Source organism: Rhizobium sp. CFBP 13726, assembly GCF_014841925.1.
Classification (GTDB): Bacteria; Pseudomonadota; Alphaproteobacteria; order Rhizobiales; family Rhizobiaceae; genus Neorhizobium; species Neorhizobium soli.
Genome location: NZ_JACYUU010000004.1, coordinates 220,182 through 233,178, shown reverse-complemented (window position 1 = coordinate 233,178; position 12,997 = coordinate 220,182). Strand labels below are relative to the sequence as shown.

The 12,997-nt window shown below is 59.9% G+C and carries 9 protein-coding genes; 7 read left to right on the top strand and 2 right to left on the bottom strand.

Annotated features, from left to right (window positions below; genetic code table 11):
• Window positions 1-139 precede the first annotated feature (139 nt).
• Window positions 140-1,063 (bottom strand): helix-turn-helix domain-containing protein, encoded by a 924-nt coding sequence (locus IFT66_RS17860; protein WP_062459882.1) that lies wholly within the window; start codon window positions 1,061-1,063, stop codon window positions 140-142.
• A gap of 145 nt (window positions 1,064-1,208) precedes the next feature.
• On the opposite strand from IFT66_RS17860, the gene IFT66_RS17855 reads away from it, so the two are divergent.
• From IFT66_RS17855 to IFT66_RS17830, 6 genes are all read left to right on the top strand, one after another.
• The gene (locus IFT66_RS17855; protein ID WP_113166533.1) at window positions 1,209-2,444 is read left to right on the top strand and encodes an ABC transporter substrate-binding protein; all 1,236 of its coding nucleotides are present in this window, start codon (window positions 1,209-1,211) and stop codon (window positions 2,442-2,444) included.
• 83 nt (window positions 2,445-2,527) lie between these two features.
• Window positions 2,528-3,436, top strand: a complete 909-nt coding sequence (locus IFT66_RS17850; protein ID WP_446737924.1) for a carbohydrate ABC transporter permease — start codon at window positions 2,528-2,530, stop codon at window positions 3,434-3,436.
• Window positions 3,436-4,287: a carbohydrate ABC transporter permease gene (locus IFT66_RS17845; protein WP_062459888.1), complete on the top strand. Its 852-nt coding sequence runs from the start codon at window positions 3,436-3,438 to the stop codon at window positions 4,285-4,287. Before IFT66_RS17850 ends, IFT66_RS17845 begins: the two co-directional genes overlap by 1 nt.
• A complete protein-coding gene (locus tag IFT66_RS17840) occupies window positions 4,284-6,386 on the top strand; it encodes an alpha-galactosidase (protein ID WP_192078404.1) in 2,103 nt (700 codons plus the stop codon). The genes IFT66_RS17845 and IFT66_RS17840 overlap by 4 nt, the downstream gene beginning before the upstream one ends.
• Window positions 6,383-7,480 carry an ABC transporter ATP-binding protein gene (locus IFT66_RS17835; protein ID WP_192078403.1) on the top strand — a complete coding sequence of 366 codons (1,098 nt, stop codon included), beginning with the start codon at window positions 6,383-6,385 and terminating at the stop codon, window positions 7,478-7,480. Before IFT66_RS17840 ends, IFT66_RS17835 begins: the two co-directional genes overlap by 4 nt.
• Complete coding sequence (locus IFT66_RS17830; RefSeq protein ID WP_192078402.1) at window positions 7,480-9,411, top strand: beta-galactosidase; 1,932 nt, start codon at window positions 7,480-7,482, stop codon at window positions 9,409-9,411. Before IFT66_RS17835 ends, IFT66_RS17830 begins: the two co-directional genes overlap by 1 nt.
• Window positions 9,412-9,625: 214 nt before the next feature.
• On the opposite strand, the gene IFT66_RS17825 is transcribed toward IFT66_RS17830, so the two are convergent.
• Entirely contained in the window at window positions 9,626-10,516 is an 891-nt protein-coding gene (locus IFT66_RS17825) for a transporter substrate-binding domain-containing protein (RefSeq protein ID WP_249406489.1), read from the bottom strand.
• Window positions 10,517-10,738: 222 nt separating this feature from the next.
• On the opposite strand from IFT66_RS17825, the gene IFT66_RS17820 reads away from it, so the two are divergent.
• Window positions 10,739-12,955 carry a putative bifunctional diguanylate cyclase/phosphodiesterase gene (locus IFT66_RS17820; protein WP_249406488.1) on the top strand — a complete coding sequence of 739 codons (2,217 nt, stop codon included), beginning with the start codon at window positions 10,739-10,741 and terminating at the stop codon, window positions 12,953-12,955.
• The last annotated feature ends 42 nt before the right edge of the window (window positions 12,956-12,997 follow it).

Genomic DNA, 12,997 nt, shown 5'->3' with positions numbered 1-12,997 from the left:
AGAATGCAAACTCAACCTCAATCGACGTGCACGACCACGTTAGGGCCGCTGCTCAGCGCGGCTTGCAGGAATTGCCTGCGAAGGCTCTATTCAACTTGAAATCGGACGTTCAACCAGAACGGCTGGTCATCACGCAGTGTCAGTCGCGTCGCGCATTTGCCTGCATCCTGCGGCGAAACGCGGATGGCCGGTCGGCGAAGCGGTCGGTGAAAGCTTCGTAGAAGCGCGAGACCGAGCCGAAGCCGGATTCGAAGGCGACATTCGTGATCGACATGTCTGTCGAGATCAAAAGCGAGCGAGCCGTGTCCAACCGGTGGCGGGCAATCGCCTGGTTCATCGTCTGGCCGACCGCCCGCTTGAACAGGCTCATGGCATAATTTGGATGAAGTCCCACATCCCGCGCCACGTGATCGACGGAAATATCGCCGAGGGCGTGTTCGGCAATGAAGCGCAACATCTGCTCCACATGACCGGCGCGCCCGCTGTCACTGGATGAGAGGCCGGCAATGGCAGGGGCGTGTTCGCGCAGATCCCGCCAACCTTCCCGCTCGATCCTCAAAACCCGGGCCGTGAGCTCGGTTCGGACGATCTCTGCCAGTCCCTCGTCACCCTGCAAGAGTTCCTCGCGCCATCTGAGAAAGACGTCCTCATCGAAAGGCCTGATAACGGTCGCTTCGATGACCGCACCACGGAAGACGGCATCCCGGAACCGGCTGAGAGTGGCAAGACCAAGAAAAACGGACATGGGAACATAGAGACAGACAAACCGCGTACCTTTTTCGATCTCCGTCACCTGATGCGGTACCATGCCCCAGAAAAGGCAGAGACGACCCGCGCCGATCGTCAGTTCCCGCCCGTCGAACCAGTAGGTCATCTGGCCCTGGGTAAGAAAATTCAGTTCGATCTGACTGTGCATATGCGGGCCAGCCATCCGCTGCACGACAAGAGTTTCGCCCGCGCAGAACCGATGGTCGCCGAACACGACAAGCGGGTGCCGCGGATCGAGATCGGGATGTGCCGGAACCGATCCGTCCTTTAAAATGGTTGATGCGGCCTTATCCATCTTAGGATCCCGGAAAACATTCCCTGAAATACAGTGGAACTCTACGGGTTTGTGGCGGAACATCAAGACGGGCTGGAGGAGCTCGATCGGTAAGGCTGAAATCTAGGACTTCATCCGGTTACCGATGGTCACAAGGGAGGAACACATGACCGTTCTAAGAAAGAGGCTGCTTGGCCTCGTATTGTCGACTTTTCTAATTGCGCCATCGGTTTTCGCGGGCGAAATCACAGTCAATTCAGACCATTCGGATCCCGTGCCGAAAAAGGCGATGGGCGATCTGATTGCGGCCTTCGAGAAGGCCAACCCCGACATCAAGGTCAAGTGGAACAACTTTGACCACGAAGGCTACAAGGCCGCGATCCGCAACTTCCTGACCGCCGACGCGCCTGATGTCGTCGCCTGGTATGCCGGCAATCGCATGGAGCCCTTCGTCAAGGCGGGACTGTTTGCCGATGTGAGCGATGTCTGGGCGGCCAATGGCTACGATCAGCAGATGAAGGCTGCCGTACCGTCAATGACGATCGACGGTAAGAAGTGGGGCATGCCCTACACCTACTATCAGTGGGGCATCTACTACCGTAAGGACATCTTTGCCGAAAAGGGCATCACCCCGCCAAAGAACTGGGCCGAGCTGATCGCCGCGAGCGCCAAGCTCAAGGCTGCGGGGATCACGCCCTTCACGATCGGCACCAAGGCGCTCTGGCCGACCGGCGGCTGGTTCGACTATCTCAATCTTCGCGTCAACGGCTACCAGTTCCACATGGACCTGACGGCGGGCAAGGTTCCTTACACCGATCCCAAGGTAAAGGCCGTGTTCGAGAAATGGGCCGAGCTCGTCAAGCCCGGCTATTTCATCGAAAACCATGCGGCGATCGACTGGCAGGATGCAGTCCCGCAGCTCGTCCAGGGCAAGGCCGCCATGTATCTGATGGGCAATTTCGCCGTCGCCACGATGAAGGACGGCGGTCTGAAGGAAGAGCAGATCGGCTTCCTTCCCTTCCCTGAAATCACCCCCGGCCTGCCGAGGGCCGAAGAAGCGCCGACCGATACGTTCCACATTCCGGCCAAGGCGAAGAACAAGGAAGACGCCAAGAAATTCCTGGCTTACGTCGGCTCGGCCCAGGCACAGTCGACGATGAACGCCACGCTTGGCCAGCTGCCCGTCAACAATCAGGCTGAAAAGCCTAAGGACGTCTTCCTCGAAGCCGGCTTCACGATGCTATCGGGCGCCCAGGGTCTTGCGCAGTTCTATGACCGCGACGCCAATGCCGAAATGGCAAAGGCCGGCATGGAAGGCTTCCAGGAGTTCATGGTCAAGCCGGACAAGATCGACGCCATCCTGGCGCGGCTCGAGAAGATCCGCACCCGCGTCTACAAGTAGCGCTTCCTCCCAGGAAACCGGGCGCAGCGACCGAAAGGTCCTGCGTCCGGCCGCAATCCGAAGAAATCTGCAGGGGTATCGTCGTGAGCTATTCCGCAACGCCGCCGTCGCGCCGCTCGAAGAACAACAGGGAATGGCTCACGCCATGGCTGTTTCTCGCCCCCGGCCTTTTCATGTTCATCGTCTATGTTCTTTTGCCGATCTTCCAGTCGATCTGGATCAGCTTTCATGACTGGGACGGGCTTGGCGAAAAGGTCTGGATCGGGCTTGGCAACTACAGCGAACTTCTGGATGACGATTCCTTCTACGTTTCCCTCAAGAACAACGTCATCTGGCTGCTGCTCTATCTTCTGGCGATCCCTGCGGGCCTTGCCGTAGCACTTTTTCTCAACCAGTCGGTCACCGGCATCCGGCTCTACAAATCGCTGTTCTTCTTTCCGTTTGTCATCAGCCAGGTCGTGGTCGGCCTGATCTTCACCTGGTTCTACGCGCCGGATTTCGGGCCGTTTTCGAAACTGCTGGAGTGGCTGACGGGCGAGCAGCTGGCGGTCCTGGCGGATGAGCGCTACGTCAACTACGGCATCATCATCGCCGGCCTGTGGCCACAGACGGCCTATTGCATGATCCTCTACCTGACAGGTCTCAACAACATCAATCCGGAACAGGTCGAGGCCGCGCGGATGGATGGCGCCAAGGGGCTCAAGCTTCTCTGGTACGTCGTCCTGCCGCAGCTTGCGCCGGCGACTTTCATCGCGATGGTCGTCACCGTCATCGGTTCGCTGCGCTCCTTCGACCTCGTGTCGATCATGACCGCCGGCGGCCCTTACGGATCGAGCCAGGTTCTCTCCTACTTCATGTTCGAACAGGCATTGTCGGAATACGGTTTCCGCATGGGGTATGGCGCCGCCATCGCAGTCGTGCTGTTCCTGATCATGATGGTGTTCATCTCGCTCTTCATCGTGCGGATGCTTGTCCAGGAAAGGAACGCCTGATGTTCCCCTCCCCCATTCAGAACGCATCGCCATGGATGCGGACCGGCTACAAGGTGCTCCTGCCTGTCTCGCTCGTCCTCTGGCTCCTGCCTCTGATCGGCGTCGCCATCACCTCGGTGCGGCCGGCGGGCGATCTTGCAGCCGGCAATTACTTCGGAATGCCCTCCGGTTTTGCCGGTGTCGAGAACTACACGGCCGTCTTCCGGGATTCTCCGATCGGTCTCTACATCCTGAACTCGTTCAAGGTGACGATCCCAACGGTCATCGGCGCGGTCGGTATTTCCTGCCTGACCGGCTTTGCGCTGGCGGTCTATCGCTTCAAGGGCAATCTCGTCCTGTTCTTTATGTTCGTCGCGGGCAATTTCATTCCCTTCCAGATCCTGATGGTGCCGGTTCGCGACCTGACGCTGAAACTCGGTCTCTATGACACGGTGACGGGACTGGTGCTTTTCCATGCAGCCTTCCAGACCGGTTTCTGCACGCTGTTCATGCGCAACTTCATCAAGGGCCTGCCCTTTGCGCTGATCGAATCCGCGCGCGTCGAAGGCGTGTCGGAATGGAAGATCTTTCGTCATATCGTGCTGCCGCTGATGCGGCCGGCGATTGCGGCGCTGTCCGTTCTGATCTTTACCTTCGTCTGGAACGACTATTTCTGGGCGACCGTGCTCGTGCAGGGCCAGCACGCCATGCCTGTCACCGCCGGCCTCTATTCGCTGAACGGCCAATGGGTTGCCGCCTGGCATCTGGTGTCCGCCGGATCGATCATCGCGGCCCTGCCGCCGGTCGCCATGTTTTTCCTGATGCAACGGCATTTCATTGCCGGCCTGACGCTTGGAGCCACCAAGGGATGAGTGACATCGTAACTGTCGGCTCGGGCGATTTCGCGCTGAGCCTGCGCCTGCCCGAAACGGGGATGCCCGAAATCCTGGCCTTCGGCCGCCCGCCGGTTGCCGCCGATCCGCTGTTTGAGATCGAACGATCGAGCCGAATCAACGGCATGGACGTCGCCGTCCCCTCGGCCGTCCTGCTGCCATCTGGCGGAATGGGCTTTTTCGGCTGGCCGGCGATTGCAGGCCACCGCGCCGGCCGCGATTTCATTCTCGCGTTCAGCGGCTGGTCGGCAGCACGGGACGGAGCACAGACCGTGCTTTCGGCAAGCGACCCGGTTGCCCGGATCGGGATCGCCATCACGCTCACGGACCATGCTTCCGGTGTGCTCTCGATCGCAACCCGGCTCTCCAATGCGGGCGATAGCGACTACCAGCTCGACCGCTGCATGGCCGCGAGCTTCCTGGCGCCATCAGGTGAGACAACGATCACCAGTTTTACCGGCTCATGGGGACGAGAATTCCAGACCCGTCGTGAAACGCTCGGCAATGGCCTGTGGATGCAGGAAAACAGCCGCGGCCGCACCTCCCACGACCGGTTGCCGATGCTGTTCGTCGAGAGCGCTGACCAGCGTTTCGGCGTCACGCTCGGATGGAGCGGCAATCACCAGATCGCCATCGACCGTACCGATGATGGTCAGCGGCTCGTCCATCTCGGCGAACTGTTCGAGCCGGGCGAGATCATTCTAGCGCCGGGCGAGAGTTACCAAAGCCCGGTCGCCTATGCCGGGCCGCATAGCGAGGCATTTCATGCCTTCGTCCGCACCGAGCTTGTGCAGTGGCCGGGCGGCTCCATGAGCCCACGGCCGGTCACGCTCAACACCTGGGAAGGCAACTATTTCGACCACCAGCTCGACTCGCTTCAGGCGCAGGCTTCTGCGGCTGAAGCACTCGGCATCGAGCGTTTCGTTCTGGACGACGGATGGTTCGGCAAACGCGACGACGACACGACGAGCCTTGGCGACTGGGATATCGACCCGCGCAAATATCCGAACGGACTGAAACCGCTCGTCGATCACGTGACAAGCCTTGGCATGCAGTTCGGCATCTGGTTCGAACCGGAAATGGTCAATCCGTTGTCCGACTTGTTCACCGCCCACCCGGACTGGGCGCTGCAGGTCGAAGGGCGGCCACTGCTTGCGTCCCGCAACCAGCTCGTGCTCGATCTTACCCGGCGGGACGTCTCAGACTATCTGTTTTCGAAGATTGATGCGGTGCTTAGCGGCCACGCGGTTTCCTATGTCAAATGGGACATGAACCGCGACCTGACCCATAGCGGCGGTCGCGACGGCAGGGCGAAGACCGCCGCCCAGACACGCGCCGTCTACGCGCTGATGGATCGCGTTCGCGCCGCTCACCCCGATGTCGAGATCGAAAGCTGCGCGTCGGGCGGTGGCCGGATCGATTATGGCGCGCTCGCCCGCACCCATCGCGTCTGGACATCGGACTGCACCGATGCGCTGGAGCGGCTGGAAATCCAGCGCGGCGCCTCGGTTTTCGTACCGCCGGAAATCCTCGGAAGTCACATCTCCGCAGACCCCAACCACCAGACCAACCGTCGCCATTCCCTGAGCTTCCGGGCGCTGGTGGCGATGGCCTATCATTTCGGCGTCGAACTCAACCCGCTGGAGCTCTCGGCAAAAGAGCGCGCCGAACTGGCGCTCTGTATTGAGACCCACAAGCGGCTTCGCCCTCTTCTGCATGCGCCCGGCGCCAATTTCCGGCTTGAGCCGATCGACGGCCGTTATGTCTGGGGTGCCGCCAGCGCTGAAAAGATCGTCGTCATCGTTGCGCAGGGACCGCAGATGGTGGGCGAACAGCCCTCTCCGCTGCGATTGCCCGAACAGATCACGCGCTTCCGCGGAACCTGGCGCATCGAGACCGTTCTGCCCGAAGAGCCCGAGTTCATCCGCATATCGGACGGTCAGAAGCGCCTGCTTTCGGGCGAGATCACTTTCGATTTGGCGAATGCCGGTCTTGCTGGCCTTCCCTTGCCGATGCTTCGGCCCGAAAGCGCCCTGCTTCTTGAACTAACACCTAACCATGGGAGACAGATGCGATGAGCGACGTCAGCCTGCGCGCCGTCAAGAAAAGCTTTGGCGCCGTCAATGTCATCAAGGGTGTCGATCTCGATATTGCCGATGGCGAGTTCTGCGTTTTCGTCGGCCCGTCCGGCTGTGGCAAGTCCACGCTGTTGCGGATGATCGCCGGCCTGGAGAAGATTTCCGAGGGCTCGCTGTCGATCGGCAGCCAGGAGATGACCGACGTCGGCCCGTCCGAGCGCGGTGTCGCCATGGTGTTTCAGTCCTATGCGCTTTATCCGCATATGACGGTTGCGGAAAACATCGGTTTTGGCCTGAAGATGACGGGCCATCCGAAGGCCCTGGTCGCAGAGCGCACAGCCTATGCGGCAAAGATGCTGCAGCTTGAGCCGCTGCTGCAGCGCAAGCCGGGGCAGTTGTCGGGTGGTCAGCGCCAGCGTGTTGCAATCGGCCGTGCGATTGTCCGCAATCCGGACGTCTTCCTGTTCGACGAACCGCTCTCCAATCTGGATGCGGCGCTGCGCGTGCAGATGCGCTCGGAGCTCTCGAACCTGCATCAGGATCTGAAGGCGACGATGATCTACGTCACCCACGATCAGGTCGAGGCGATGACCATGGCCGACAAGATCGTCGTGCTGTCGGCAGGTCGCATCGAGCAGGTCGGTGCGCCGCTCGAGCTCTATCACCGGCCGAAAAACCTGTTCGTCGCCGGTTTCATCGGTTCGCCGAAGATGAACTTTCTGACGGTTCCCGTGACACCCGGCGAGAACGGCCGCGTCACCGCAAGCCTTCCCGGCGGCGCATCGCTTTCGCTCGACACGCATGGCGCCTCTGTGAAAGGCGCAACGATGACGCTTGGCATTCGCCCCGAACATCTGGATGCGACCGGCGCGGGCGACGTCGTTCTGGACGGCCGCGTGAAACTTGCCGAACATCTCGGCTCCGAGACCCTGTTCTTCGTTTCGCTCGCCGATGGTGCAGAAATTTCGGTAAAGGCCGACGGCCTTGCAAGCCAGCGGGCGGGCGACCCTATCCGCATCGGCATTCCGGCCAGGGCCTGCCATCTGTTCGATACCGACGGCCATGCCGTCGTCAATGGAGATCTCACACGATAATGCTTGGCGTCTGCTACTATCCGGAACACTGGAACGAAGACCGCTGGGAAACCGATGCGCGGCGCATGCGCGAACTCGGCATTTCCTTCGTGCGCATCGGCGAATTCGCCTGGTCACGGCTTGAGCCGAGCCGCGGCAATTTCGACTTCGCATGGCTCGACCGGGCGATGGACGTTCTGACAAAGGCGGGCCTCAAAATCGTGCTGGGTACGCCGACGGCGACACCGCCGAAATGGCTGATCGACGCATATCCCGACATCCTCCCCTATGACGAACAGGGGCGTCCACGCGGTTTCGGCTCGCGGCGTCATTACACGTTTTCCTCAGAGAGCTGGTGGCGCGAGAGCGCCCGCATCGTCGAGGCGGTCGCGAAACGGTATGGCGAACATCCGGGCCTTGCCGGCTGGCAGACCGACAACGAATACGGTTGCCACGACACGACGCTTTCTTTTGGACCTGAAGACCTGAAAGCATTCCGCCGCTGGCTGCGGCTGCGCTACCAGTCTGCTGAGCAGCTTAACGAAGCCTGGGGTTCGGTGTTCTGGTCGATGGAAGTCGCAAGTTTCGACGATGTCGCGTTGCCGAACCTCACCGTAACGGAAAGCAATCCGGCAACGCGGCTCGATTTCTGGCGTTTTCAGTCGGATCAGGTCGCAGCCTATGACGCGATGCAGTGCGAGATCATCCGCCAGCATTCGCCGGATCGCTGGATCACCCACAACTTCATGGGCTTCGTTCTCGATTTCGACCATTTCCAGGTGGCCGACAATCTCGACCTCGCCTCCTGGGACAGCTACCCGATCGGTTTCGTCGAAAAATTTCCGTTCTCCGAAGCGGAGCGCAATCGCTGGGCAGAGACGTCGCATCCGGATATCGCACCGTTTCACCACGATCTCTATCGCGCGGTGGGCCGTGGCCGGTTCTGGGTGATGGAACAGCAACCCGGCCCGGTGAACTGGGCGCCCTGGAACCCGATCCCGAAGCCCGGCATGGTGCGCCTCTGGACCTGGGAAGCGCTGGCCCATGGCGCAGAAGTCGTCAGCTATTTCCGCTGGCGGCAGGCACCCTTCGCTCAGGAGCAGATGCACGCGGGTCTGAACCTTCCCGGCCTAGACGAACTTTCGCCCGGCGGCCGCGAAGCTGGACAGGTAGCGAGCGAGCTCGCCACTTTCGGAACTCTGCCGGAAACACAGACGGCTAAAGTTGCTGTTGTCTTCGATTACCAGAGCTACTGGACGACGGTGATCCAGCCGCAGGGCAAGGACTTCCGTTACGAAGAACTGACCTTCCGCTGGTATGAAAGCCTTCGGCGCCTCGGCGTCGATATCGACTTCGTGCGCCCCGGCGCGCCGCTGGATGGCTACGCGCTGGTTATTTTGCCCTGCGTCACGGAAACATCCGCGGATCTGGAGAGGGAACTCCGCCAATTCGACGGTGTAGTCCTGATCGGCCCCCGGACCGGATCCCGCACCCGCAATTTCACCATTCCCGACAATCTGCCGCCCGGTCCGCTCTCCGATCTCACCGGCCACCGCGTGTTGCAGGTCGCCACGCTGCGGCCGGGCCTTGCCCACCCGGTGACCGGCCAGGTCTCGGGAGAGGCGATCCGCTGGCGCGAAGATATAGAAGCGAGCGGCGATGTTCTTGCCCGCTTCGGCGATGGCATGCCGGCCCTCACCCGCAAGGAGAAGATCCATTACCTGGCCTGCTGGCCGGATGAGTCACTCCTTGCCGCAACGATGAGCCTGGTTCTGGACGCTGCGGACATCCCCACGTTCGAGCTGCCGGAACATGTTCGTATGCGGCGACGCGGCGAGCTCGTCTTCGCGTTTAACTACGGTGCGGAGGACTGGACGGTTCCAACCGGGATCCGCATCGTGCTCGGCGAGCGCACTCTTCGCCCGTATGAGGTTGCTGTCTGGCGGGCGTGAGCGAGCCAGACAGAAAGCAAACACGCGCCTGCCAAACGGTTGCTCAAGAGCTGAACGGGCCCTATTGAACGGGGCGGAACTGACCGAAATGACGCGAGCGGATCTCCACTACGACATTCGCTGAGCTGCATCAGGATTCCGGCTTAGGCCGGTTCGCGGCAGGGTGTCGACCCGACATCCTGTTTCGATCTTCAGGAATGCCAGATGGCCCGCATCAACGGATGCTGAAGGGGAAATATTTCGCGTTGATGCTGTCATAGACTTCGCCAGCCTGAAGCTCCGCCAGGGCCGCATTGATCTTTGCCGTCAACGCAGCATCGTCCTTGCGGAAAGCGATGCCCGCACCTTCGCCGAAGATCGATGTGTCCTTGACGTCGGTGCCAACGAACTTGCAGCAACGTCCTTCATTCGTGTTCGTGAGCCAGTCGTACACGGCAAGCTTGTCTTCGAGCATGACGTCAACGTCCTCATTTGCCAACGCTTTGTAAAGCTCCGGCGAGGAGCGAAACACCGTTGTCTCGGCGCTTGGGAAAAACTTCTTGATGTATGCCTGCTGTGAGGTCTCCGCCGCGATGCCGACGCGCAGGCCCTTGAGGCTTTCGTCCGATATGGTGGTCAAGACAGAGTCCTTGCGTGCGATAAAGACGGAGGGACTGTCGTAGTATTTGTCCGAGAATGTCACGAGTTTGCGTCTCTCTGCACTCATCGACATGGACGATACGATCATGTCGTATTTGTTCGAAAGCAGATTGGGGATCATGTCGGTCCATTCCTGGACGACCAGTTCGCAGGAAAGCCGTGCCGTCTCACAAAGGGCCTTGGCGATGTCGACGTCGAAACCCTGCAGTTGACCGCTGGAGTCCACGTAGTTGAAGGGAGGAAAGCCTCCCTCAAACGCAACCTTGATCTTCTGATCTCCTGCCCGGTCGGCAGCGACTGCCTCTCTAAGGTTATGTGTGGGCAAAAGGAGCAACGAAGCAGCTATACACAGTGTGATCAGCGCTCTGGGGTTCATTTTCGGCATCTGGCTCTCTTCTTGTCGTCCGGGCTCGATTCCCGTGTCGGGAATATTAGAACATACAAGGATTAAGAGCTTCTCTCTCATGCTTGTCAGCAGCCAACCAGAATCTCATCTTGACCCCGGCCGTCTCCGGCATTGCGTGTTTTCGTCATCAATCGCGAATGCTTCAATTTTGAGACATGCTTTAAAAGCATTTCGTAATTAATCCCCTCTACACTTCCCTGGGCGAGGGGAGATTCCGTGTCTTCAAACTGGGTGTTTTCATTGTTGACGCGACTGTCGGCTCGTTCGTCGTCGCAGTCGGTTTTGATCCTGCTGACCGGAACCGGTCTTGCAATATTAGGGCTCGTTGTTCTCGCAGCCATTTGGGCCGGAAGTGAAAGCGACTCTGCGGCGCGCGACAGGCAACGAGAGCTGGTTGACGGCAGGCTGCAAAATCAGGTCGACCGCGTTGCACAGGATATGCAACTGCTGGCGGAAGGCTATGCTTCATTCTTATCGCCCGGCTCTTCGGACAGCGGCACGGAGATATCCAGAAGCGCGTCGATCCAGACGTTTGGTCGGATCGCCACATCCGTCTTTGGCTACAGCGCCGTTTTTCTGATTTCGCCCGACGGAGAACTCGCACTCCAGCCTGACCCCGATAGCGTGCGTCGTTTCAAATGGGTTCGTCCCGTCCTTTGGCCAATGATCTCGGCCGTAACAAAAGGCCTGGAAACCGATGGGCAGCACGCTCCCGCTCCCCAAAAGAATCAGGTGGAGTTGCTCCGGCTGGAAGGCAGGCCCTCGATTGCGGGCATCGTTCCGGTGGTTCATCAGGTGCAAGATGATCCAGGTAAGGTGAAGGCGGAATACTATCTGATCGCCATCCGGTTCCTGGACGGCCCGACGCTCGATATGTTGAGCAGGGAGCAGGGTCTCGCGGGGGCACGTTATGCTCGCACAGCGGATTACGAACCGGGTGAGGTCGCGTTCCAGGTGGCGTCCACCCGCACGGCAGAGCCCATCGGATTTATCGTCTGGAAACCGGATCTGCCTGGTTCTCGCGTTATCGCGCGTCTCCTGCCCTTCCTGTCTGCCGCCGGACTTGTCGTCACCATCTTGTTTTCCGCCCTGCTGCTGCGCCTGCGCTATAGCCTGAAACAACTCGCTGCGAGCGAGACCCATGCGCGGCATCTTTCCCATCACGACGTGCTGACCGGTCTTCCCAACCGCGCTTTGTTTGCGACAAGACTTGAGCAATGTCTTACCGAACTCGGGACACAAGACCGCGAGACTGTCGTCGCGCTGATCGACCTCGACCGATTCAAGCAGGTCAACGACGTCTACGGCCATCTCGCTGGCGACGAGCTGTTGCGTATCGCCGTAGAGCGGATGAAGTCGCTTCTTCGGCCTGGTGACACGCTTGCGCGTTTCGGCGGCGACGAGTTTGCCCTCCTCATCCCCTCTCTCGGCCACAACCGAAGCATCATCGGTTTGTGCAACGAGATCATGGTGCGCATCAGCGACCCGTTTCATCTTGTGAACGGTACTGTCGTTGTCTCTATCGGCGGCTCCATCGGATACACGGCCCCTGAGGGCGCGTTTACCACTGCCCGGGAACTCCTTCGTCGGGCAGACGTCGCACTCTACGATGCCAAGGAAAGTGGCCGCGGCCGCGCGGCAGAATACAATAGTTCACTGGACACCCGCGCAAACGAACGCACCGAACTGCGGAACGAACTGCGCATCATGCTGGAAAGAGATGAAGGTCCGGGTGACACGCAACGGGTGATCAGCGACAACAGGGTAGGTCATCTGGAAGTTTTTGCTCAAGGCGTCCATCAGGCAGACAGGTCAGGTGATCTTACAGGTGCGGAAGCTCTTGTCCGATGGCGCCACCCGACAAGGGGGCTTCTGTCGCCCGACAAGTTTATTCCGATTGCTGAAGAAGCCGGGATGATCAACCAGCTTGGCCGATGGGTCTTGCTCACGGCGGCCGCCGCTGCTGCGTCCTGGCCGGCTCATCTCTCGATTGCCGTCAACGTTTCCCCGTCACAAATCGGACAGCGCAACTTTGCCCAGATGGTTCTGTCGATTCTGAGGGATTGCGGGCTTTCCCCGGATCGCTTGGAGCTTGAAGTAACAGAGGCTGCCATTTTCAACCTCGACGAAGGCGCGGCCGAGAACCTGAACCTACTCAGGTCACGCGGGGTGAGAATTGCGCTCGACGATTTCGGCACCGGCTTTTCGTCGCTGAGCCATTTGATCGACCTCAAAATCGACCGCGTAAAGATTGACAGGTCCTTCGTCCAATTGCTGGGCTGCAAGGCAGAAGGTGCCGCCATCGTCTCCGCTATCGCCAGTCTGAGCCGGACATTGGGCAAGGCAACAACGGCCGAGGGTGTCGAAACCGAGGAGCAGAGGGAGTTCCTGATCGCAGCGGGATGCGACGAGCTGCAAGGTTACCTTTTCTCGCGACCCATGCCGATCGAGGCCTTCGGCCACCAGGTGCGGCCGAGCCAAATACGCCTCTCGTTATAAACGGAACACGAACGGTGGCAGAATTCCTTCGGTCGTTTCGGA

Excerpts from the sequence above, each read along its gene's own strand:
- IFT66_RS17860 (WP_062459882.1), bottom strand. The coding sequence starts at position 1,063 with ATGGATAAGGCCGCATCAACCATTTTAAAGGACGGATCGGTTCCGGCA.
- IFT66_RS17855 (WP_113166533.1), top strand. The coding sequence starts at position 1,209 with ATGACCGTTCTAAGAAAGAGGCTGCTTGGCCTCGTATTGTCGACTTTT.
- IFT66_RS17845 (WP_062459888.1), top strand. The coding sequence starts at position 3,436 with ATGTTCCCCTCCCCCATTCAGAACGCATCGCCATGGATGCGGACCGGC.
- IFT66_RS17840 (WP_192078404.1), top strand. The coding sequence starts at position 4,284 with ATGAGTGACATCGTAACTGTCGGCTCGGGCGATTTCGCGCTGAGCCTG.
- IFT66_RS17835 (WP_192078403.1), top strand. The coding sequence starts at position 6,383 with ATGAGCGACGTCAGCCTGCGCGCCGTCAAGAAAAGCTTTGGCGCCGTC.
- IFT66_RS17830 (WP_192078402.1), top strand. The coding sequence starts at position 7,480 with ATGCTTGGCGTCTGCTACTATCCGGAACACTGGAACGAAGACCGCTGG.
- IFT66_RS17825 (WP_249406489.1), bottom strand. The coding sequence starts at position 10,516 with ATGAGAGAGAAGCTCTTAATCCTTGTATGTTCTAATATTCCCGACACG.